This is a genomic window from Photobacterium lipolyticum, assembly GCF_003026475.1.
Lineage (GTDB): Bacteria > Pseudomonadota > Gammaproteobacteria > Enterobacterales > Vibrionaceae > Photobacterium > Photobacterium lipolyticum.
Genome location: NZ_PYMC01000010.1, coordinates 22,183 through 46,520 on the forward strand (window position 1 = coordinate 22,183; position 24,338 = coordinate 46,520).

Here is a 24,338-nt window from a genome sequence, read left to right on the forward strand (position 1 = left end):
TAAGGCTCCTTTCTCGAAAGCAATCTTAGCGACGTAGGCCTTGACGCTTGATAAGATCTTGGTAACGATCAAGATTCTTACCTTTTAGGTAGTCTAGAAGCTTACGACGGCGAGAAACCATACGTAGCAGACCGCGACGGCTGTGGTGGTCGTGTTTGTGAGCAGCAAAGTGACCTTGAAGGTGGTTAATTTGTGCTGTTAAAAGCGCAACCTGAACTTCAGGTGAACCAGTGTCGTTTTCACATTGTGCGTATTCAGCAACGATTGCTGCTTTAGTTTCTGCATTCAGAGACATAACTCTTCCTAATACTAGATGTTTTAATTTGTGCCGCCAATCTCTGATTCAGCCGGCACCCAAGCCGCGAATTATACTGGCAGCAATAGTCGGCTGCAAGCGAAATAATCGCAGAAGATATTAGTTGCGAAGTTCGAGAGGTGAGGTAGATTTCTAGGTCCTATGGTCCTATGGTCCTATGGTCCTATGGTCCTATGGTCCTATGGTCCTATGGTCCTATGGTCCTATGGTCCTATGGTCCTATGGTCCTATGGTCCTATGGTCCTATGGTCCTATGGTCCTATGGTCCTGCAAGGCAGGCTCCCAGAACCACAAGGAAAAACAAGCTTTTTTGCTCTTCCTAGGAACCAAGGAACTCGTACCTTCATCTCCATAGGGCCACAGGGCCTTAGTGCCGCTCTTCCCCGCTTCTCGGAACGCAGCGTCACTCGCCTCTCGCTTCTTTAGTCTTGCTGGTTCGCCATCACGCGCTTTGGTGCCAGCATGTCATCTTGATCAATCACGCCCACCCCGATGAACTCACGCGGCTCACCGACGGTAATACGGACTAACGTTCCCGTTTCAGGCACACGACCCGCATTAACCGGATTACCGTTAAGGACATAAACCGCACTCGCCGGTAAGATATTCACTTCAGGTAAATCCTGAACGGCACTATCTGTCGGTAGCAATAGCGGATCAAGAAGTTCACTTGGTGCCATTCCCTGCTCATTCGCTTGATCAAGCAGTGCCTGTAACTGCTCCAATGTCACTACACGTTCCATTGGATAGTTAGAAACGCCGGTACGGCGAAGGTAGGTCACGTGCGCGCCACAACCTAGCATTTCCCCCAGATCATCAACAATAGTGCGGATGTAGGTACCTTTCGATACATGCAGTTCCATCTCGACTTCGTTGTTTTCAAACCGGAGCAGATCAACAGAGAACACCGTGATTTTACGTGACTCACGTGGAACTTCGATACCTTCACGGGCGTACTCATAGAGTTTTCGACCCTGGTATTTCAATGCCGAGTACATAGACGGAATTTGATCCGTTGTTCCGCGGAACTTGGCGATGCAACGCTCCAGCTGACCACGGTCGACTTTCACTTCGCGGGTTTCCACCACTTCGCCGTCAGAATCTGAGGTATCGGTACGCTCACCCAGTTTCGCAATAACACGATAGCGCTTATCTGAATCTAGAAGAAACTGAGAAAACTTCGTCGCTTCACCAAAGCAGATTGGCAGCATACCGGTAGCCAATGGATCCAGCGCACCGGTATGGCCCGCCTTTTGCGCAAAAAAGATACGCTTTACTTTCTGCAGCGCATCATTCGAGCTGAGTCCGGTTGGTTTGTCGAGCAGGATGACCCCATCGACCGGACGCCCCTTACGACGACGTGCCATTACTTATCCTCACCTTCTTGTGCGTCACCTTCATCAACGCGACGCTCGTTGTCATCACGAACCGCATTGGTAACCAGGTTGGAGATACGCATACCTTCCGTCAACGACTGATCGTAGATAAAGGTTAGCTCAGGCGTCACACGCAGGCGAATTTGCTTGCCCAAGAGTGAGCGAATGTAAGGTGCCATTTCCCGTAATACTTCAAGGCTGCCTTCAGGCGTCTGCTCACCGACAGTAAAGAAGGTAACGTACACTTTGGCATAACCCATGTCACGGGACACTTCAACACTTGATATAGTCGTCATGCCAATACGCGGATCTTTAATCTCACGTTGAAGGATAACCGCAAGTTCTTTTTGTAACTGTTGTGCTACACGCTGGGTGCGGCTGAATTCTTTTGCCATTTTAGCTATCTCTCTTAAAGAAGAGGGCTCTCTTAAAGAAAAAAGCTCTCTTGCAAGAATGGGGAGCCGAAGCTCCCCATTGGTTTGTTTGTTTACTTACCTAGATAAGTAACGATGTTGGCTATTAATCAAGGGTACGTTGAATTTCAACGATTTCATAAACTTCGATCTGGTCACCGACACGAACATCATTATAGTTCTTAACGCCGATACCACATTCGTAGCCATTCTTAACTTCGTTGACGTCATCTTTAAAGCGACGTAGTGATTCTAACTCACCTTCGTAAATAACAACGTTATCACGTAGTACACGGATAGGGTTGTTACGCTTAATCAGACCTTCAGTTACCATACAACCAGCGATTGCGCCGATCTTAGGTGACTTAAATACGTCACGAACAGCTGCAAGACCGATGATTTCCTGACGGAATTCAGGAGCCAGCATGCCGCCCATCGCTGCTTTCACTTCGTCAATCAACTGATAGATGATTGAGTAGTAACGCAGATCAAGGTTTTCATTATCAATGATACGGCGCGCAGGTACATCAGCACGAACGTTGAAACCAAGGATGATAGCGTTAGACGCTGCTGCCAGTACGGCATCAGTTTCTGTAATACCACCAACACCAGAACCAACAACGTTCACTTTAACTTCATCTGTAGACAGTTTCACCAAAGAATCAGCGATTGCTTCGATAGAGCCCTGTACATCCGCTTTCAGTACTACGTTCAGTTCAGCAACGTCACCGGCAGTCATGTTAGAGAACATGTTTTCAAGTTTCGCTTTCTGCTGGCGTGCTAGTTTAACATCGCGGAATTTACCTTGACGGTAAAGTGCAACTTCACGTGCTTTACGCTCATCACGTACAACAGTCGCTTCGTCACCAGATGCCGGTACGCCAGAAAGACCTAGAATCTCAACTGGGATCGACGGACCTGCAGATTCAATATCTTGACCATTTTCGTCGCGCATTGCACGAACACGGCCATGCTCCAGACCACAAAGAACGATGTCGCCCTTACGTAAAGTACCAGACTGAACCAGAACGGTTGCAACAGGACCACGACCTTTATCAAGGCGAGACTCAACGACAACGCCGCTTGCCATGCCTTCTTTAACTGCTTTCAGTTCAAGAATTTCAGCCTGAAGCAAAATAGCTTCTAGTAGGCCATCAATGTTGGTACCTTGCTTAGCAGAGATGTGAACGAACATGTTCTCACCGCCCCACTCTTCAGGGATAACATCGTACTGAGCCAGCTCGTTCTTAACGTTGTCTGGGTTTGCATCTTCTTTATCGATTTTGTTCACAGCAACAATCAGAGGTACACCTGCCGCTTTCGCGTGCTGGATTGCTTCAATTGTCTGTGGCATCACGCCATCATCTGCCGCAACAACAAGGACAACGATATCTGTCGCTTGAGCACCACGGGCACGCATAGCGGTAAACGCTGCGTGTCCAGGTGTATCAAGGAAGGTGATCATGCCGTTACCGATCTCAACGTGGTATGCACCGATGTGCTGGGTAATACCGCCGGCTTCGCCTGATGCAACGTGTGCTTTACGAATATAATCAAGTGTTGAGGTTTTACCGTGGTCGACGTGACCCATGATAGTGACAACAGGCGCGCGAGGTTCAGCAACAGCCGTGTCATCACGATCAGACATTATTGCTTCTTCTAGTTCATTCTCTTTACGAAGAATAACTTTGTGACCCAGTTCTTCAGCGACAAGTGCTGCCGTTTCTTGGTCGATAACCTGGTTAATGGTAACCATAGCGCCCATCTTCATCATGGCCTTGATGATTTCAGTCGCTTTTACTGACATTTTACTTGCCAGTTCAGAAACAACGATGGTTTCACCAATGACGACATCAGACTTAGCAACGGTTGCTGTTTTATCAAAACCGTGTTGCATTGATGTCGGCGCATTGACCTGGGCTTTCTTCTTGCCACCGCGACCGCGTTGGTTACGACCACCACGGCCTTTAGGACCACGTTCATCGACTTTAGCTGCTGGCTTTTTCTTCTTACGACGAGTACCGGTAACTTCTTCTTTACGGTCTTGCTCATCTTCCGCAGCACGGGCATGAGTAGACGTCGTAACGTGGTAATCGGCTTCTTCCATCTTTGTCTTAGTCTGCTGGTCTGTTTCCGTCCAACGTTTTTCGTTTACTTCTGCCATTTTGCGTGCCTCTTCTAGCTGACGCTGACTCTCTTCTTCGGCTTTACGCTTGGCTTCCTCTTCCTGGCGACGTTTTAGCGCCTCGGCTTCTATCTTAGCCTGTTGATCAGCGGCGGTGCGCTCAGCCTTATCGGCGGCTTTACGCTTATCTGTAACCTCTCGCTTAGTCGTTTCCTCGACCTTACGATTAGCCTTGTCTTCTGCGTCACGCTTAGCTTGTTCTTCAGCCAAACGTGCCTCTTCCGCTTTACGTGTTGCTTCTTCTGCATCACGCTTAGCTTTCATTTCTGCTTCTTGCTGAGCCTGAGCTTCACGTTGAGCAGCTTCTTCTGCCTGGCGCGTCGCCTCTTCCGCGGCACGCTGCTCTTCTTCAAGAGCCGAGCGTTTCACATAGGTGCGCTTTTTGCGCACCTCAACTTGTACGTTTTTACTCTTACCACCCGTACCAGAAACACTCAGTGTACTGCGCGTTTTACGCTGCAAAGTAAGACGCGATGGAGCTTCGCCATTACTGTCACCGCCATGCTCTTTTTTCAGATGGGATAACAGTGACTGTTTCTCGCTCTGGCTTACACTATCTTCAGCTTTCTTGCTAATACCAGCGTCTGAAAATTGTTGAAGCAACCGATCAATAGGCGTACCCACTTCTTCAGCCAATGCTTTAACTGTAACTTCTGACATACTGCTTCTCCCTTGCTTAATTTTATTACGCTTCGTCGCTGAACCAGCAGATGTTACGAGCGGCCATAATCAACTCACCCGCTCTTGCTTCATTCATACCTTCTATATCGAGCAAGTCATCAGTTCCCTGATCTGCAAGATCTTCAAGCGTGCAAATACTCTTCGCGGCTAACTTAAACGCCATATCACGCTCAAGACCGTCCAGGCCTAAAAGATCATCTGCAGGTTCGACACCTTCAAACGTCTCTTCCTGAGCAAGGGCAAGAGTAGTCAGAGCTTCTTTAGCTCGATTACGAAGTTCGTTGATAGCCTCTTCATCAAGACCCTCAACGTCCTTTAGCTCGCTTACTGGTACGTAGGCGATTTCTTCTAGCGTAGTGAAACCTTCTTCAACCAGAACGGTCGCGAAGTCTTCATCAATATCCAAGTATTTAGTAAACACTTCAATCGATTCTTGGGCTTCTTCCTGGTGCTTTTTCTGCAGATCTTCTACCGTCATCACATTGAGTTCCCAGCCAGTTAGCTGAGACGCCAAACGGATGTTCTGACCATTACGACCAATTGCCTGAGCAAGGTTATCCTTCTCGACAGCAATGTCCATCGTGTGGTTGTCTTCATCAACGATGATTGAACTGACTTCTGCCGGTGCCATGGCATTAATAACGTATTGAGCTGAGTTCTCATCCCAAAGTACGATATCAATACGTTCACCGCCTAGTTCACTAGAGACAGCCTGAACACGCGCACCACGCATTCCAACACACGCACCAACTGGATCGATACGTTTATCGTTTGTTTTCACTGCGATTTTCGCACGAGAACCAGGGTCACGCGCCGCACCCATAAGTTCAATCAGCTCTTCGCCAATTTCTGGCACTTCGATGCGGAACAGTTCGGTTAGCATTTCTGCTTTTGAACGCGTCATGAATAGCTGGAAACCGCGCGCTTCAGGGCGCACAGAGTACAGCAAACCACGTACTCGGTCACCCGGACGGAAGTTTTCACGTGGTAGCTGATCGTCACGCTGAATAACAGCTTCAGCATTATTACCCAAATCGATAATAACCGCTTCACGATTCACTTTCTTGACAATACCGGTAATTAGCTCACCTTCATTATCCATAAATTGTTCGACAACTTGAGCTCGCTCAGCTTCACGTACTTTCTGCACAATGACTTGCTTAGCCGTTTGGGTCGTAATACGGTCAAACGTTACAGATTCAATTTCATCTTCAACGTAATCACCCAGCTCGATCGTTTCGTCGTCAAACTGTGCCGCTTCTAAAGTGATTTCAAGCGTAGGCTGAGTCACTTCTTCGACTGCTTTCCAACGACGGAAAGTTTCAAAATTGCCCGTTTTACGGTCAATCGCAACGCGAACGTCAATTTCTGCTTCGCTTTTTTTCTTTGTCGCTGTTGCAAGTGCGATCTCAAGAGCTTCAAAGATACGCTCACGAGGAACAGCTTTCTCATTAGATACCGCTTCAACGACAGCCAAGATTTCTTTGTTCATTTCTAATGCCCCAATATAGCGGTTAGAATTTTGGAATCAGGTTGGCCTTGGAAATATTGCTCAGTGCAAACGTTTCGTCATTGCCATCTACTTTAAGAGTGACCAATTCACCTTCAACGGCAATAATGTCACCTTTCCACTTGCGACGATTATTCATCGCCATTTTTAGCACCAGGCTGACCTCGTGACCAATAAATTGTTGGTAATGTGCTGCTTTAAATAGTGGCCGCTCAAGACCAGGGGAAGACACCTCCAGGTGATAAGCCACGGTGATTGGATCTTCTACATCCATAACGGCACTAATTTGACGGCTTACTTCGGCGCAGTCATCGACATTAATGCCATTTTCATGATCAATGAATACACGTAATGTTGAATGTTCACCCGCACGGATGAATTCCAAACCTACCAGTTCATAGCCTAAAGCATTGACAGGTCCGTCAAGCAATTCGGTTAATTGTGTCTCTAAAGCTGTCAAGACAACCCCCCGGAAACAAAAAAAGGGCCTAAAGCCCAGTAAATACCTGAATGGTCATGTTTCAGATAATAAAAAACCCCGATTTACGGGGTTTTTTATTACTGGACCCTGATTATCACAGCACGCTGTGATAGAAAACAAACAACCTCTATATAAGAATAGTCTGTTTTCGGAAAAGTGGTTGCGGGGGCCGGATTTGAACCGACGACCTTCGGGTTATGAGCCCGACGAGCTACCAAACTGCTCCACCCCGCGTCCGAATCTGAACGCATTATATCGCGCAGACGTTACTCTTTCAAGTAATCAGTATAATGGTGCCGAGAAGGGGACTTGAACCCCTACACCTTGCGGCACTAGCACCTCATGCTAGCGTGTCTACCAATTTCACCATCTCGGCTAAATCTTTAATTACTGAGGAATGTCACTGTTTTCAGAAACGCTCTCAGTTTTATCTACAATCTGTTCCGTTGCTGGGGCACTTAGCTCTTCCCAGCCACTCTTCTCTGCTGCTTGCTTAGCACTCATGTTGCCAAGAACCAGACTGATGACGAAGAATGTTGTCGCACAAATTGCTGTCATTCGGGTTAAGAAATTTCCAGAGCCGCTAGCACCGAACAATGTTCCAGAAGCGCCAGCCCCAAATGAAGCTCCCATATCTGCGCCTTTACCTTGCTGAACCAAAACGAGGCCAATAACACCAAGCGCAGCCAACAGATAAATCACAAGTAGAATTTCGTACATGGGTTCCACCTATGTCCATATTGTTGTGCCGGCTTTGCTAAAGCAGCGCCAGCGCTCTCCCGCAATTTAGGAGCGGAGGAATATTAGCGAATGCTTGCTGCAGTGACAAGTAAAATCTCACCAAATAGTTAATTAGGCGAACCACTTGAACAAGTTTTAAGCAAAACCGGCAACAAGGTAACCATTTAATCTAATAGTTGCAGACTAACAGTTATCTTTAACTGCCTGAGCGATTTCCAGTGCATATTCTTTAACCGAAGCGCTATCTTCGCCTTCAACCATAACGCGAATTAATGGCTCTGTGCCCGACTTGCGCAACAAGACACGTCCGCTATCACCCAGTTTCTCTTCAACCGCTTCTTTAGCGGCGATAACCGCCTCAGATTCCAACGGATTACCATTCCCTTTAAAACGTACATTTTCCAGCACCTGAGGGAACATTTTCATGCCATCACACAGCTCCTTCAGTGTCATCTTGCTATCGACTATCGATGCCATCACTTGCAAGCCTGCAACAATGCCGTCACCGGTCGTGATTTTATCCAGTAGAATAACATGACCTGAATTTTCAGCACCGATCAACCAGTTTTGCTTTTGCAGCTCTTCCATCACATAGCGATCGCCAACTTTAGAGCGAACAAACGGAATCCCGAGGTTCTTAAGCGCAACTTCCATACCCAGGTTAGTCATCAGGGTACCAACCACACCGCCTTTCAATTCACCACGACGCAGGGCGTCACGGGCAATAATATAGGCAATCTGATCACCGTCGACCTTATTCCCTTCGCCATCAACCATGATCACGCGGTCGCCATCGCCATCTAAAGCAATACCGAAGTCAGCTTTTTCTTCCAGTACTTTTGCTTGCAGTGCACCAACATCTGTCGCACCTACCTGATGGTTGATATTGGTGCCATTTGGCTCACAACCAATTTCAACCACATTCGCGCCAAGTTCACGCAACACTTTAGGGGCAATGTGATAAGTAGCGCCATGGGCGCAGTCGACCACAATATTAAGTCCCGACAGGTTCATATCATGTGGGAAGGTGCTTTTACAAAATTCAATGTAACGGCCTGCCGCATCGACAATTCGCATCGCTTTGCCGAGTTGGGCTGACTCAACACAAGTCAGCGGCTTTTCGATCTCAGCTTCGATGGCCAGTTCCACGTCATCGGGTAACTTGGTACCTTCTGAAGAGAAAAATTTAATACCGTTATCGTAGTAAGGATTGTGAGAGGCCGAAATCACGATACCTGCTTCGGCGCGGAATGTGCGCGTCAGATAGGCAACCGCCGGGGTCGGCATCGGGCCGGTAAAGGCCGCCTGCAACCCCGCGGCAGCAAGCCCGGCTTCAAGTGCTGATTCCAGCATATAACCCGATATACGGGTGTCTTTGCCAATCAGTACTTTTTTTGTGCCGGTCTGCGATAACACGCGACCCGCGGCCCAGCCTAGTTTCAGCACAAACTCCGGCGTAATAGGCCCTTCACCAACCAAACCACGAATACCATCGGTACCAAAATACTTACGTTCAGCCATTAATAGCTCCTAGCAATTTATTGTAATTTTCTCTGCAACCTTTCTGCAATAATCGTTGTTATCGCATTCAGGCAACAATTATAATTTTTCTTGTTCCAATGTCATTTTGCACACTTTCAGCACATCAACCGTTTCTTGGGCATCGTGAACGCGGATAATCTGCGCGCCTTTCATTGCCGCAATCGTGGCGCACGCTAAACTCCCGGCGAGGCATTCAGCAGGCTGTTTGTTTAACAGTTTAAAAATCATCGATTTTCGTGACATACCGACTAATAGCGGTAAGCGAAATTGATGAAACTTATCGAGATGTGCTAACAACTGATAATTATGTTCGAGGGTTTTACCGAAACCGTACCCTGGATCAAGTAGCAACTGCTCGCGACGGATGCCTGCGTTTTCGCACGCTTGTACCCGTTCTGCAAGAAATTCACTGACATCTGTGATCAGATCGTCATAATGCGGCTGCGTTTGCATTGTACGCGGCTGACCTTGCATATGCATCAAACAAATAGGCACATTTGCCTTTGCTGCGGCCTCTAATGCCCCAGGATCTTGTAACGCACGCACATCATTGATCAAATCAGCGCCCGCCATAACAGCTTCTGTCATAACTTGGGCTTTACTGGTATCAATTGAAACCCAGCAGTCAAACCGCTGCCGAATAGCTTCAATCACCGGGACAACACGCTCGAGTTCTTGTGCTAGAACGACATCGGATGCACCCGGCCGGGTCGATTCACCGCCGATATCAATAATGCTGGTTCCCGCGGTAAGCATCGCATCGACATGTCGTAATGCTTGATCGAATTGATTGAATTTTCCACCATCTGAAAATGAATCAGGGGTAACATTTAAAATACCCATAGCATGAGGATAAGAGAGATCGAGTGTTTTTTCTTTGCTAGTCAAAATCACGAATCAAGACTCCATGATAATTTGAATAAAAAAAAACCCCGACACAAGTTCGGGGCTTTAATCGTTTAAAGGGCAATTAAGCTTGTGGCTTATCGTCTTCTTTTGGTTGTTCTGACTCAGTGGCCTCGGCAGCCGCTGGCGTATCGTCAGCTTTGCTGTCGTCTGAATCAGTTGATGCTTTTAACGTATCGTCAGTATCACCCCAGCCTTTCGGTGCACGGATTTCTGCCTTACGCGCCATCAGATCATCAATCTGACCAGCATCAATCGTTTCGTACTTCATCAACGCATCTTTCATGGCATGCATGATATCCATGTTCTGAGACAGGATTTCACGTGCACGCTCATAGTTGCGGTCAATCAGAGCACGAACTTCATTGTCAATTGCGCGAGCAGTATCATCAGACATATGTTTGGTCTGTGTTACCGAGCGACCCAGGAATACTTCACCTTCATCTTCAGCATAAAGTACCGGCCCCATCTTTTCAGAAAAGCCCCACTGGGTAACCATCTTACGTGCAATATCAGTTGCACGCTCAATGTCATTTGAAGCACCGGTCGATACTTTATTTGCACCGTAGATCAACTCTTCAGCCAAGCGGCCACCGTAAAGGCTAGAAAGCATCGACTCCAGGAATTCGCGTGAGTGGCTAACACGATCTTGCTCAGGCAAGTACATGGTGACACCCAACGCACGACCACGTGGAATAATTGATACTTTATAGACAGGATCATGATCCGGAACCAAACGACCAATAATCGCGTGACCCGCCTCGTGATATGCCGTCGATTCTTTCTGCTCTTCAGACATAACCATCGACTTGCGCTCTGCGCCCATCATGATTTTGTCTTTAGCCAGTTCAAATTCCACCATTGAAACGACACGCTTGTTACCACGAGCGGCAAACAGTGCGGCTTCATTAACTAAGTTTGCTAAATCAGCACCAGAGAAACCCGGAGTACCACGCGCAATCAGAGACGGTTCAACATCATTTTCTAATGGAACTTTACGCATGTGAACTTTCAGGATCTGCTCTCGACCACGAACATCGGGCAAGCCAACCACAACCTGACGGTCAAAACGACCAGGACGAAGTAAGGCTGGATCCAATACGTCAGGACGGTTCGTTGCGGCGATAACGATAATACCTTCGTTACCTTCAAAACCATCCATTTCAACCAACAACTGGTTCAGGGTTTGCTCACGCTCATCATGACCACCACCGACACCAGCACCACGCTGACGACCTACTGCATCGATTTCATCGATAAAGATAATACAAGGCGCAGATTTCTTCGCTTGCTCAAACATGTCACGGACACGGGACGCACCCACACCAACGAACATTTCAACAAAGTCAGAACCAGAGATAGTAAAGAACGGTACTTTTGCTTCACCGGCAATTGCTTTTGCCAATAACGTTTTACCCGTACCTGGAGGACCAACCAGCAAGATACCGGTAGGTATTTTACCGCCCAGCTTCTGGAAACGGCTTGGATCACGTAAATAATCGACCAGCTCTTTAACGTCTTCTTTGGCTTCATCACAACCGGCAACATCGCTGAAGGTTGTTTTAATCTGGTCTTCACTCATCATACGCGCTTTCGATTTACCGAACGACATGGCGCCTTTGCCACCACCGCCCTGCATTTGACGCATAAAGAATATCCAGACACCAATTAGAAGCAGCATCGGGAACCAAGAGATGAAGATAGAAGCAAGTAAGCTTGGCTCTTCCGGTGGTGTACCCAATACTTTCACATTAGCGTTGATCAGGTCGTCTAACAGTTTCTGATCGTTGTAAACAGGTAGGTAAGTGACGTATCGCGTGTTGTCACGCTTAAATACGGTGATTTCACGCTCATTGAATCGTGCTTCCCTTATCTGATCCTGACCGATTTCACGGACGAACGTCGTATAATCGACTTGACGGCCAGCACTATCACTGGGACCGAAGCTCTGAAATACAGACATCAGAACCACAGCGATAACCAACCACAAAATCAAGTTTTTTGCCATGTCACTCAAGGTGTTAGCCTCGCAATCACTTAAAGATGGATGTAGAGTACTACAGTTTGTAACCTGTAGCCACAATGTAGACCTCACGAGAGCGATCTCGGGATGAGTCTGGTTTACGGATTTTCACCACTTTGAACATGCTTCGAATCTCAGCTAAGTACTGATCAAAGCCTTCCCCTTGGAAAACTTTTACCGCAAAGCTGCCATTCGGCGCAAGTACTTGTCGACACATATCTAATGCTAGTTCAACAAGATACATTGCTCTAGGTTGGTCTGATGCAAGATTGCCACTCATGTTAGGTGCCATATCCGAAAGTACCACATCCACCATATCGGGTTGAATACGTTCTAACAATGCATCTAACACAGCTTCTTCTCGGAAATCACCTTGCAGGAAGCTCACACCTGGCAGTGAATCCATCGCCAGAATATCACAGGCAATAACCTGACCACTATCCCCAACAATCTCTGCCGCATACTGAGACCAACCACCAGGTGCAGCACCAAGATCGACCACAGTCATGCCGGGTTTAAGCAATTTATCTTTGTTCTGAATTTCTTCAATTTTGAAGATAGCGCGAGAGCGATAGCCCTTTTTTTGCGCCTCCAGAACATATTTATCATCAAAATGTTCTTTCAACCAACGACCAGAGCTGGCTGATTGTTTCTTTCTACTCATGCTTTACCTAATGAGTTGCCGTATCTGTTAAGTATACTTCGGTAGCGGAATAGCCACACATACTAAACAAATTAGTCTTCTAGCCAAGATGGCGTTAGAATGACACGTTTTCAACCCTTGTAATAAAAAATAGAGCCACAATGAATCTAAGCACCAAACAGAAGCAATACCTGAAAGGCCTTGCTCACAACCTGAAACCTGTAGTCCTGATGGGTGCAAACGGCTTAACTGAAGCAGTTCTGGCCGAAATCGAAATTGCACTAAATCACCACGAGCTTATCAAGGTCAAGGTTGCAACGGAAGAGCGCGAAACCAAGGTATTGATCGTAGACGCAATTATTCGTGAAACTAAAGCAGAAAAAGTACAGGTCATCGGTAAAACACTGGTGCTGTACCGTCCAAGCGAAGAGCGAAAAATCGAGCTACCTCGCAAATAAAAAAGGCCGCCGATGCGGCCTTTTTTACGTTTCACTTTTGCTCACTAAAGCCTGTGGCATGGTTCGCTTTATATACATCAAAGTCACCGCTAAATTGTTACACTTGTTAACAATTCAGTCAGTATCACGTTTGCTAGATGTATTGAACTTGTTCAATCTCAAACTCTTTTGTCCCACCCGGCGTGACAATCGATACTTCATCGCCTTCAAGCTTACCAATCAAACCACGCGCAATGGGTGAATTAACCGAGATGCGATTTTGCTTAATATTCGCCTCATCGTCACCGACAATACGGTAAGTAATTTCTTCTTCGGTATCGATATCGATCAAATTGACGGTTACACCAAAAATGACTTTGCCCGTATTTTTCATTTTCGTCACGTCAATGACCTGCGCAACAGACAATTTATATTCAATGTCACGGATCTGAGCTTCACAAATGCCTTGTTCTTCACGTGCGGCATGGTATTCAGCATTCTCTTTTAAATCACCCAACTCACGCGCTTCACCAATCGCCTTTGAAATAATAGGGCGACGCTTCATCAATACCTCGAGCTCTTCACGCAGCTTTTTTTCGCCACGTACAGTCATTGGAACCTTTTCCATAAATATTATTACCTCAGTACCCCAAAAAGCGCTCGCCACTTTTTGAGTAAAAAAAGCCAGCCCAGCCTCAGCTGAACTAACACAGTGAAATAGGATTACAGATCATTTTAAACAAAGATGACCAAGAGATCACCCTAGAAACGAATTCTTACCAAAGACCACTCCCCCCCTTCATTAGCATAATAATGCCATATAAAGATGTGTATTAAGTCACAAATTAATTCAATATTACAATTTCCGTCCACTGCGAAAATATCAACAAAGTCTAAATACAACTAAACCAAATAGTCGACAAGGAACTTTAATAAATCTGCATAACCACCTGATTTGAAAGTAAAAGCAACATCAATAGTTAGCAAACCTTATTCCTCCAAAGTATTTTTCAGTTTTTTTTACTAACTGTTTTCAAATTAGTTCAGTAAAAAGAACATCATGCATTTAGATTTGAAATGCATCCAATAAAAAAATTCAAAAAGGGATTCGGCAAATGAACAAGAACCTAATTGCTTTAGCAGTAGCAGCAGCAACTCTTTCTGGCGCAGCAACCGCGGCAGAAGTTTACTCAGATGAAACATCTAGCCTAGCAGTAGGCGGTCGTTTCGAAGCACGCGGCGTACTAGAAGACAGCGACGTAACAGATGCAACCCGTGTACGTGTCAATATCGCGGGTAAAACAGACATTACAGACAACTTCTACGGCCTTGGTTTCTTCGAAAAAGAATTCCAAAGTGATGACAGCGCCGACGACGAAACACGTTACGCTTACGCTGGGGTTGGTAGCCAATACGGTCAGCTAGTATACGGTAAAGCCGATGGCTCTCTGGGCATGCTAACTGACTTCACTGATATCATGGCTTATCACGGCAACGAAGCGGGTGGCAAGCTTGACGCTGGCGACCGTACAAGCAACAACCTGAGCTACGTAGGTTCTTTCGACAACCTGACGGTTAAAGCTAACTACGTTTTCGATGACGGCGCTGACACTGATGGCTACACTGTCGGTGCAATGTACGTGCTAGATATGGGTCTGGGCTTCGGTGCAGGTTACGGTGAACAAGCTCAGGGCCTAAACACTAAGGACGCAAAACAGGCGTTCACCGCAGTTTCTTACACCATCGGTGATCTATATGTAGCGGGTCTGTACCAAGATGCAGAATACGCTAACGGCGTTGACGGTGACTCGCGCGGTTACGAATTTGCCGCGGCTTACACTATCGATAAATTGGTAATGTCTGCAACGTATAACTACCTTGAAGACAAAGAAGCAAATGAAGATCTTGCTGATGCAATTGCAGTAGACGCAACATACTACTTCAACAAGAACTTCCGTACTTACGCTTCTTATAAGTTCGAACAGCTTGATAACCAAGACGACGAGTTCGTACTGGGTGCACGTTACGACTTCTAATCCCCCTTGGATTAAAAGCACAACTTGCTAAAAAAGGCGCAGATCTTCGGGTCGGCGCCTTTTTGCTATACAGCCTTTTTACTATAAAATACATCCATTATCTTTCGATGGCCGTTAACTTGATGTTTCGCGCACTCCCTTTACGCCTTTTACCTCTACTTCTCAGCTTGCTGCTCAACCAGCCGGTACTGGCAAACTTTTCCCCTCAGCAAGCTATCAACCGATTACCCATCGGTCATGATGCAGCCCTGTTAGTTGCCGACCCATTAACGGGCAAAATCGTCTACGCCCAACGGGAAAACCAGTTTCAGCCGCCAGCCAGCACCCAAAAACTGGTCACCGCGCTGGCAGCCAAACTTTTCTTCGATACTGATTTCCGCTTTAGCACAGATTTAGAACTGAAAGATAAGGATGTCATCATACGTTTTAGTGGCGATCCGACATTTTCCCGCCAGCAACTGGCCATGCTGCTTACACAGCTGAAAAAAAACAAACAATCTCTTCTTAAGGGAAATATTATCCTTAACGGCTCGGTATTTAGCGGCTACGAACGTGCCCCGGGCTGGCCATGGGATATTCTCGGGGTATGCTACAGTGCACCCTCAAGCAGCATTTCACTTGAGCACAACTGCGTACAAGGCGCGTTGTACAGCGACAACGAGCTGGGTCAGCTTACCCGGGTTAACGTACCAGCCCACCAGCCAATCAAAGTCAGCAGCGATGCACGGATTGTCAGTAAAGAGCAGCAAAAAGCGCGCTACTGCGACTTAACGCTAACAGCCGATAACAGCAACGGTTACCAGCTAAGTGGGTGCTTACCTAAGCGTGACAAGCCCCTGCCGCTTAACTTCGCGGTACAGAACACGGTTGACTACACGGCAGCGGTTATTCGCAGTGAACTGAAACGAGCCGGGATCCGTTTTAACGGTGAAATACTGCGTGATGATCAGGCGAGCGGTAAGCGCATCGCCCGCCACGGTTCAGAACCGCTACATATACTGATCGACACCATGGTCAGAGAGTCGGACAACCTGATTGCCGATAACCTGGCCAAAACCCTCGGCCACCATTATTTCAGCCGACCGGGTACCTTCAATAACGGTATTGCAGCCATAAAAGCCATCTTAAATGATAAGGCGGGGATCGATTTAAGCCAGGCGGTACTGGTTGACGGCTCAGGACTCTCGCGCAACAACCGCCTTACTGCAACTCAAATGATGGAAGTGGTTACTTACCTTTACCAGCATGACAAGCAGCTGGGACTTCTTACAACCCTGCCGGTCAGCGGCCAAAGTGGAACTCTGCGCTACCGCCAGAGCATTCGCCACCAGCCCCTGAAAGGTAACATTGCCGCCAAAAGTGGTTCACTGTACGGCACCCATAACCTGGCCGGTATGATGACGACAAAATCGGGGAAAAAGCTGCTATTTGTCCAGATGGTGGCTAATTACCACCCAGAACAAAAAGCGGAAGATGCGCCGAAAACCGCACCGCCGATAGAGGCGTTTGAGCGGAAGTTATATCGGGCGTTGTACGAGAGTTTCTAGGGGCGGGAGACGAGTATTTCTAGGGGCGAGCGACGAGTGGCGAGTTAATTAAACTCGGCACTCGTTTATGGTCCTGGGGTCCTGGGGTCCTGCAAGCAGCCTCTCAGAGCCTCGAAAAGGAGCCAAGCTTTGGCTCTTTCTCGAAACTCAAACCTAGGAACTCAACACGGCTTCTCCATAGGCCCAGGGCCATAGAACCTCAGGATCACAGGGCCGCTCTTCCCGCTTTTAAGCTAATCCCAGCATCCAGTTCACCGTGGTGAAATAAATCATCATCCCGGTGATATCGACCACCGATGCCAGTACCGGGCTCACCAGTACCGCCGGATCCAACCGACAGGCTCTTGCTATCATCGGCAGCACACCACCGATACTGGTAGAAAGCACGACCTGAAATGATATCGCCATGCCAATCGCCAAGGCGATATGTTTGAGATCCATCCCGATAGGCAGTACTGTACTGTCGCTAAATATCATTACCCGACCGACAACCACGAGTGCTAATACTGCTGCAATAACAATAGCAACCCGGAACTCTTTCCATAAAACAGCGAGCCAGTCCCGACAGCGTATCTCCTCCATCGCGAGCGCCCTGACGACCAAGGTTGCGGCTTGCGATCCAGTATTACCACCCGCAGCAGCAATCACCGGCATATAGATCGCGAGTAGCACTAACTGGCTTAACGTATCTTCATAGTGAGAGATAATTAAGCCGGACACAATGCCTAGCAATGCTAAACCAACGATCCAGCCAATACGCTCTCGCACATGGCTCATCACGCTATTTTGCAAGTAGTGCCCTGCAGGTTCGGCCTCAGAGCACATAAGGCCGAGGCCACTCGCCAAATGACGCATACGCAACTGTTCATCCATTTCATCTAACCTATCAAGCAGGTTCTGTACATGACGGAGCGGACATTCATGAAGGACGGCAATCGCTTCGGAAATTGGCATAACAGCCAACAATTTAGCTTGCTCATCAAACGTGTACTTCAAAAAAGCATTTCGTGCGGCCAGAATATCACTCTGACCATAGTTTTCAGTTGCAGCCTCTGCTACATAGTTCATTACCGCCATGGCGAATCTCCCGATTGGCAATGCCCGCCCTGAGGACGCAGCATGGGTAACGACCATCAGAATTAAGTCACATATCAGAGTAAACGTGCTGATCACTTCCAGTTATCACTCAAATAAAGATGAGTAGTAACAACAGCAAAAAGCCTGTCATTTACAGCTAATTGACATAATTCTATATTGAGAAATTTGGAAGAAAATCGAGGAATGATTTGTCAGATTGGGTATAAAAAAAGTATACAAATAAAGACAAGTTATTCCGAACCCGGACAGGATCGGAACTATAGGAGACCGACACCGTTAACGGGTTTGATTTTCCACCTTCATACTCGGAGGATGGTCGGTATCGTTCATTAAAATCTCCAAAAATTTGCCGCCTGTTGCGACGGCAATGATTGTACGCAATTCAGTTACCACTTCAAGGTATATCTGGATAAAAGTTGATACAAACTGCCATCCATCACGAAATGACTCTCAACCTATCACCAAACAAAAAAACCCACCTTGCGGTGGGTTCTAACATTCTAACAACTTGCCATTAATACAGCATGTTATGAAGCAGCATTACGCGTTATTGATCCGAGCGTGAAGCTCCTGCACTGAAGTCACTTTGTTACGGTCATCAGCAGTGTGAGCCATACACGTCGCAAATGCAGCATTCAGCGTCGTAGTGTAGTTCACTTTTTCAGCCAATGCGCCACGACGCAGTACTTTAGAGTCTTCAATCGCCTGACGCCCTTCCGCAGTATTGATAATGTAGCTGTATTCATTGTTCTTGATACGGTCAAGAATATGAGGACGACCTTCGTGAACCTTGTTAACCAGACGCGGGTTAATACCCGCTTCACCTAAGATCACCGCAGTACCGTGAGTCGCATCTAACTGGTAACCCAGCTTCACTAGCTTGGAAGCCAAGTCAACAACGCGTTGCTTGTCGTTGTTACGTACCGACAGAAGCGCGCGGCCGCCATCTTCGTATTCTTTACCACAACCCAGTTCAGCTTTAGCAAATGCTTCTGCGAAAGTATCACCCACCCCCATCACCTCACCGGTAGAGCGCATTTCTGGGCCTAACAGTGGGTCAACACCCGGGAACTTGTTAAATGGCAGAACCACCTCTTTCACCGAGTAGTAAGGAGGAATGATCTCTTTGGTAAAGCCTTGCGACTCAAGAGACTGACCCGCCATAACACGAGCAGCAATTTTAGCCAGTGGCGCACCCGTTGCTTTCGATACAAACGGGACAGTACGTGCAGCACGAGGGTTAACTTCAATCAGGTAAACCTCGTTATCCTTAACGGCAAACTGAGTATTCATCAAGCCGCGAACACCTAGCTCAAACGCCAGCTTCTCAACCTGTTGACGCATCACATCCTGGATTTCCTGGCTCAATGTATACGCAGGAAGTGAACATGCTGAGTCACCAGAGTGAACGCCCGCTTGTTCGATGTGCTCCATGATCCCGCCGATAACGACACGCTCGCCGTCGCAAATCGCATCAACATCCACTTCAACCGCATCATCAAGGAAACGGTCAAGCAGAACAGGCGACTCGTTAGAAACACTGACTGCCTCGTTGAAGTAACGACGCAGGTCGCTTTCATCGTATACGATTTCCATCGCACGGCCACCGAGTACATACGATGGGCGAACAACCAGCGGAAAACCAATTTCTTTTGATTTTTCAATCGCTTGCTCCATCGTCGTGACAGTAGCATTCTCTGGCTGTAACAAACCTAAACGGTCAACGGCCTGCTGGAAGCGTTCACGGTCTTCTGCACGGTCGATAGCATCAGGGCTGGTACCAATAATCGGCACGCCGGCGGCTTCAAGTTCACGAGCGAGCTTAAGAGGCGTTTGACCACCATATTGAACAATAACGCCTTTTGGTTTTTCAACTCGTACAATCGCCAGTACATCTTCCAGTGTTACAGGTTCGAAGTACAAACGATCTGATGTGTCGTAATCCGTTGAAACCGTTTCAGGGTTACAGTTAACCATGATGGTTTCGTAGCCGTCTTCACGTAGTGCTAATGATGCATGAACACAACAGTAATCGAATTCGATGCCCTGACCGATACGGTTAGGGCCACCGCCAAGGATCATGATCTTATCTTTATCTGTTGGCTGCGCTTCACACTCTTCATCATACGATGAGTACATGTAAGCCGTATCAGAAGAAAATTCTGCCGCGCAGGTATCCACACGCTTATATACCGGGTGAATATCGTGCTGGTCACGTAATTTACGAATTTCGCTTTGCGCCACACCTAGCAATTTAGCTAAACGTTCGTCAGAGAAGCCCTTGCGCTTCAATTGGCGTAGTTCGGCAGCATGCAGGCCAGCAAAACCGTTATCTTTAACTTTTTGCTCTTCTTTAACGATATCTTCAATTTGTACCAGGAACCAGCGATCAACATTCGTTAAGTTGAAAACACCGTCAACCGACATGCCCGAACGGAATGCATCGGCGATGTACCAGATACGCTCTGCGCCTGGCTCTTTCAGTTCATGACGGATCTTGCTCATTGCATTTGGTTCGTCTAGATCAACCATTTCATCGAAGCCTGTTGCGCCGACTTCCAGGCCACGCAATGCTTTGTGTAGCGATTCCTGCTGGTTACGACCAATCGCCATCACTTCGCCCACAGATTTCATCTGAGTCGTCAGACGGTCGTTAGCACCGGCAAACTTTTCAAAGTTAAAGCGGGGGATCTTAGTTACAACGTAGTCAATGGTTGGTTCGAATGATGCTGGTGTTGCACCGCCCGTGATGTCATTCATCAGCTCATCAAGGGTGTAACCAATAGCAAGTTTCGCTGCGATTTTTGCAATCGGGAACCCTGTCGCTTTTGATGCCAGTGCCGAAGAACGCGATACACGAGGGTTCATCTCGATGATAACCATACGGCCATCTTTCGGGTTGATACCAAACTGGACGTTTGAACCGCCAGTTTCAACACCAATTTCACGAAGAACCGCCAGCGATGCATTACGCATCAACTGGTATTCTTTATCTGTTAGCGTTTGTGCCGGCGCTACAGTGATTGAGTCACCGGTGTGAACGCCCATTGCATCGAAGTTTTCAATCGCACAGACGATGATGCAGTTGTCGTTCTTATCACGAACGACTTCCATCTCGTACTCTTTCCAACCGATTAGTGACTCATCAATAAGCAGCTCATTGGTTGGTGAAAGATCAAGACCGCGAGAACAGATATCTTCGAACTCTTCTTTGTTATACGCGATACCACCACCGGTACCACCCATTGTGAAAGAAGGACGAATGATACATGGGAAGCCAACCATCTCTAGAACTTTGTAAGCTTCTTCCATGGTTTTTGCCGTATCAGCAGTCGGACACTCAAGACCGATAGATTTCATTGCCTTGTCGAAACGTGAACGGTCTTCTGCCTTATCTATCGCATCAGCCGTTGCCCCAATCATTTCAACATTGAATTCTTTTAGCACGCCATGCTTTTCAAGATCCAGAGCACAGTTCAGTGCAGTCTGGCCGCCCATGGTTGGCAATACTGCATCCGGACGTTCTTTTTCAATAATTTTTCGTACAACTTCCCAGTGAATTGGCTCGATGTAGGTTGCATCAGCCATATCCGGGTCAGTCATAATGGTTGCCGGGTTCGAGTTAACCAGGATAACGCGGTAACCTTCTTCTCGCAGCGCTTTACAGGCTTGGGCACCCGAGTAGTCAAACTCACATGCCTGACCGATAACAATCGGGCCAGCACCCAGGATCAGAACACTTTTAATGTCAGTACGTTTTGGCATTTCTTACTACTCCGGCTTAGGCGCTGCGTGCTTCATTAACAGAAAACTTAATTAACTCGATAAAGTGGTCGAACAGTGGTGCTGCATCGTGTGGGCCCGGACTTGCTTCAGGGTGACCCTGAAAACTAAATGCAGGTTTATCGGTACGATGGATCCCCTGAAGGGAGCCATCAAACAATGATTTGTGCGTTGCACGCAGATTGTCAGGCAGTGTTGCTTCATCAGCTGCAAAACCGTGGTTCTGGCTGGTGATCATCACAACATCACGGTCGAGATCTTTAACCGGATGGTTGGCACCGTGGTGACCAAACTTCATTTTCACCGTATTTGCACCACTTGCCAGAGCAAGAATTTGGTGACCAAGGCAGATACCGAAAATAGGCAAGCCTTTATCTAAGAATGTTTTCGTTGCTTCAATCGCATACGTACATGGTTCCGGGTCGCCAGGACCATTTGACAGGAATACACCGTCCGGATTCATCGCCAGTACTTCATCTGCCGAGGTTTGCGCAGGTACAACCGTCAGGCGGCAGCCGCGGTCCACTAACATACGTAAGATGTTACGCTTCGCACCGAAATCATAAGCGACAACATGGTATGGCAGCTCGCTGTCATCTTTTGCTTCAGGTAAACCGTTTAGCAATGTCCAAGAACCTTGCTTCCACTGGTAGGTTTCAGCCGCTGTCACTTCTTTTGCCAAATCCATACCTTTCAGGCCAGGAAACGCTTTAGCCTTCGCCAGCGCTAACGCTTCATCAAGATTGTCGCCAGCCATGATGCAACCGTTCTGAGCACCTTTCTCTCGCAGAATACGGGTTAGCTTTCGCGTATCAATGTCAGCAATACCGACAATATTTTGCGATTTAAGGTAATCAGAAAGGGAAAGTTCATTACGGAAGTTTGAAGCGAGTAGTGGTAAATCTCGAATGACCAGGCCTTGCGCATGGATTGAGGAGGATTCTTCGTCTTCGGAATTGGTTCCGGTATTGCCAATATGGGGATAGGTAAGCGTTACAATCTGTTGGGAATAAGAGGGGTCAGTGAGAATTTCCTGATATCCCGTCATCGAGGTATTAAAAACAACTTCACCAACGGCCGAACCATCTGCCCCAATGGACACGCCGCGGAACACTGTCCCATCTTCAAGGACTAACAGCGCAGATTTGCTCAAGACAACCTCCAAAAAAAATAAAAATGCAGTTAAAACAGATAAACTTGCAACTACCCATTCCATACAAAGTCAAAAAGCGAGTCAAGCTGAATTTTGACAAATTCCGCGCAGTCTAGAGATCGCTAACCAAACTGTCAACATTCAACCCGAAATAAGCTTTAAATATATCAACCTTAGACGAAAAACCCCACCAAACAATGAAAACAACAAGACATCACAACTAACACGGCGCTTACCCACCTGTAAAATACCATTTTATCGTTTGCCTCAATCAAGAAAAAACACACCACAACCAAAAAACCAGGCAAACGATTAAACGCAATAGGTTTACCTACATTTATAGGCATCTAAAAAAGAAATTACAACCAACACGCACAGAGAGACACAAAAGTAAGCGGTATTTAAGCTAAGGGGAAGATGAGGAGAAATTGCGAAATGAAAATTGGGAATTATGCACCACGCCAAACGTAATGCATAAAACCAACACATAAATACTCATGCGGAACAAGCCGCATTGATAGGACGACAAGCCCTCGCTAAAGCTTAAAGATCATCAAGCCCGAGCACATCTTGCATGGTATAGAAGCCCGGCTGATTATCAGCAAGCCATACCGCAGCACGAACGGCACCATTGGCAAAGGTCATACGATCTGTCGCTTTGTGCGTGATCTCGACACGTTCACCAATATCAGCAAACATTGCGGTATGTTCACCTACAATATCGCCGGCACGAATAGTCGCAAAACCAATCTCATCACGGCTACGCTCACCCGTGATCCCTTCGCGTGCATATACCGCAACATCACTGAGTTTATTGCCCATCGCGCTGGCAATGGCCTCCCCCATGCCTATTGCGGTACCGGAAGGTGCATCGACTTTATGACGGTGGTGAGCTTCAATGATTTCAATATCCGTGTAATCTCCCATCACCTTGGCGGCTTTTTCCAACAACTTAAACACCAGGTTAACCCCGACACTGTAGTTAGGCGCCATGACAATGGAAATATCTTTTGCGGCTGCATCGATCCGGGCTCGCTCTTCATCAGTGAAACCCGTTGTACCAATAACAATTTTTTTGCCATGTTGCTGACAAAATTCAATGTTCGCCAGTGTCACGACAGGCGCAGTGAAATCGATGAGCACATCAAAATCATCTGCTGCAGCCACTAAATTATCAACAATCTTGACGGAAAGCGGGCCAATGCCAGCGAGTTCACCGGCATCAACACCAACTAATGTTGATTCTGCCCGTTCAGTGGCAGCTCCAACCGTTGCTTGCTCTGAAAGGTGTGTCGCTTTTAAAAGCTTACGGCCCATGCGTCCTGCCGCACCAGCAATCGCAATTCTTACCATTGCGTATTTTCTCCCTGGGTAATGTTAGTCTTTAATGTAGCGTGTTGAGATTGCTAAATCTAGATACAAAAAAGCCCCGACTTTCGTCAGGGCTCTTTATTATTGTAAGAATAA

The 24,338-nt window shown here is 47.2% G+C and carries 19 protein-coding genes and 2 tRNA genes; 3 read left to right on the forward strand and 18 right to left on the reverse strand.

Annotated elements, in window-relative coordinates; translation table 11 throughout:
• Window positions 1-25 precede the first annotated feature (25 nt).
• The 13 genes from rpsO to rlmE all read right to left on the reverse strand — a co-directional run bounded on the left by rpsO (window position 26) and on the right by rlmE (window position 12,838).
• A complete protein-coding gene (gene rpsO, locus C9I89_RS14330; RefSeq protein WP_107284024.1) occupies window positions 26-295 on the reverse strand; it encodes a 30S ribosomal protein S15 in 270 nt (89 codons plus the stop codon).
• A gap of 443 nt (window positions 296-738) precedes the next feature.
• A complete protein-coding gene (truB, locus tag C9I89_RS14340) occupies window positions 739-1,683 on the reverse strand; it encodes a tRNA pseudouridine(55) synthase TruB (protein WP_107284026.1) in 945 nt (314 codons plus the stop codon).
• Window positions 1,683-2,087, reverse strand: a complete 405-nt coding sequence (gene rbfA, locus C9I89_RS14345) for a 30S ribosome-binding factor RbfA (protein ID WP_107284027.1) — start codon at window positions 2,085-2,087, stop codon at window positions 1,683-1,685. Before rbfA ends, truB begins: the two co-directional genes overlap by 1 nt.
• A 124-nt stretch (window positions 2,088-2,211) precedes the next feature.
• A complete protein-coding gene (gene infB, locus C9I89_RS14350) occupies window positions 2,212-4,950 on the reverse strand; it encodes a translation initiation factor IF-2 (RefSeq protein ID WP_107284028.1) in 2,739 nt (912 codons plus the stop codon).
• Between the two features lie 25 nt (window positions 4,951-4,975).
• Window positions 4,976-6,463, reverse strand: coding sequence for a transcription termination factor NusA (gene nusA / locus C9I89_RS14355; protein ID WP_107284029.1), 1,488 nt, complete (start codon window positions 6,461-6,463; stop codon window positions 4,976-4,978).
• A 22-nt stretch (window positions 6,464-6,485) separates the two neighbouring features.
• Window positions 6,486-6,941, reverse strand: coding sequence for a ribosome maturation factor RimP (rimP, locus tag C9I89_RS14360; protein WP_107284030.1), 456 nt, complete (start codon window positions 6,939-6,941; stop codon window positions 6,486-6,488).
• A 178-nt stretch (window positions 6,942-7,119) separates the two neighbouring features.
• Window positions 7,120-7,196: transfer RNA gene (locus C9I89_RS14365), tRNA-Met, on the reverse strand.
• A 57-nt stretch (window positions 7,197-7,253) separates the two neighbouring features.
• Window positions 7,254-7,338: transfer RNA gene (locus C9I89_RS14370), tRNA-Leu, on the reverse strand.
• A gap of 11 nt (window positions 7,339-7,349) precedes the next feature.
• Window positions 7,350-7,682: a preprotein translocase subunit SecG gene (gene secG / locus C9I89_RS14375; protein WP_107284031.1), complete on the reverse strand. Its 333-nt coding sequence runs from the start codon at window positions 7,680-7,682 to the stop codon at window positions 7,350-7,352.
• Window positions 7,683-7,886: 204 nt separating this feature from the next.
• Entirely contained in the window at window positions 7,887-9,224 is a 1,338-nt protein-coding gene (gene glmM / locus C9I89_RS14380) for a phosphoglucosamine mutase (RefSeq protein WP_107284032.1), read from the reverse strand.
• A 78-nt stretch (window positions 9,225-9,302) separates the two neighbouring features.
• On the reverse strand, window positions 9,303-10,139 hold the full coding sequence (folP, locus tag C9I89_RS14385; protein ID WP_146155073.1) for a dihydropteroate synthase: 837 nt from the start codon (window positions 10,137-10,139) through the stop codon (window positions 9,303-9,305).
• Between the two features lie 76 nt (window positions 10,140-10,215).
• Window positions 10,216-12,168, reverse strand: coding sequence for an ATP-dependent zinc metalloprotease FtsH (gene ftsH, locus C9I89_RS14390; RefSeq protein WP_211315258.1), 1,953 nt, complete (start codon window positions 12,166-12,168; stop codon window positions 10,216-10,218).
• Between the two features lie 40 nt (window positions 12,169-12,208).
• Window positions 12,209-12,838: a 23S rRNA (uridine(2552)-2'-O)-methyltransferase RlmE gene (gene rlmE, locus C9I89_RS14395; protein ID WP_107284034.1), complete on the reverse strand. Its 630-nt coding sequence runs from the start codon at window positions 12,836-12,838 to the stop codon at window positions 12,209-12,211.
• A 140-nt stretch (window positions 12,839-12,978) separates the two neighbouring features.
• Here rlmE and yhbY point away from each other — a divergent pair, with 140 nt between their 5' ends.
• Window positions 12,979-13,275, forward strand: coding sequence for a ribosome assembly RNA-binding protein YhbY (gene yhbY, locus C9I89_RS14400; RefSeq protein ID WP_107284035.1), 297 nt, complete (start codon window positions 12,979-12,981; stop codon window positions 13,273-13,275).
• Window positions 13,276-13,408: 133 nt separating this feature from the next.
• Here the strand turns inward: yhbY and greA are convergent, their stop codons facing one another.
• A complete protein-coding gene (greA, locus tag C9I89_RS14405) occupies window positions 13,409-13,882 on the reverse strand; it encodes a transcription elongation factor GreA (protein WP_107284036.1) in 474 nt (157 codons plus the stop codon).
• A 487-nt stretch (window positions 13,883-14,369) separates the two neighbouring features.
• On the opposite strand from greA, the gene C9I89_RS14410 reads away from it, so the two are divergent.
• Window positions 14,370-15,290 (forward strand): porin, encoded by a 921-nt coding sequence (locus C9I89_RS14410; protein WP_107284037.1) that lies wholly within the window; start codon window positions 14,370-14,372, stop codon window positions 15,288-15,290.
• Window positions 15,291-15,412: 122 nt separating this feature from the next.
• Window positions 15,413-16,837, forward strand: a complete 1,425-nt coding sequence (gene dacB, locus C9I89_RS14415; protein WP_107284038.1) for a serine-type D-Ala-D-Ala carboxypeptidase — start codon at window positions 15,413-15,415, stop codon at window positions 16,835-16,837.
• Between the two features lie 228 nt (window positions 16,838-17,065).
• On the opposite strand, the gene C9I89_RS14420 is transcribed toward dacB, so the two are convergent.
• The 4 genes from C9I89_RS14420 to dapB form a co-directional block, all read right to left on the reverse strand.
• Window positions 17,066-17,914: a magnesium transporter gene (locus tag C9I89_RS14420; RefSeq protein WP_107284039.1), complete on the reverse strand. Its 849-nt coding sequence runs from the start codon at window positions 17,912-17,914 to the stop codon at window positions 17,066-17,068.
• Between the two features lie 561 nt (window positions 17,915-18,475).
• Entirely contained in the window at window positions 18,476-21,700 is a 3,225-nt protein-coding gene (carB, locus tag C9I89_RS14425; protein ID WP_107284040.1) for a carbamoyl-phosphate synthase large subunit, read from the reverse strand.
• A 16-nt stretch (window positions 21,701-21,716) separates the two neighbouring features.
• Window positions 21,717-22,871 (reverse strand): glutamine-hydrolyzing carbamoyl-phosphate synthase small subunit, encoded by a 1,155-nt coding sequence (gene carA, locus C9I89_RS14430; protein WP_107284140.1) that lies wholly within the window; start codon window positions 22,869-22,871, stop codon window positions 21,717-21,719.
• A gap of 543 nt (window positions 22,872-23,414) precedes the next feature.
• Entirely contained in the window at window positions 23,415-24,224 is an 810-nt protein-coding gene (dapB, locus tag C9I89_RS14435; protein ID WP_107284041.1) for a 4-hydroxy-tetrahydrodipicolinate reductase, read from the reverse strand.
• Window positions 24,225-24,338: the final 114 nt, after the last annotated feature.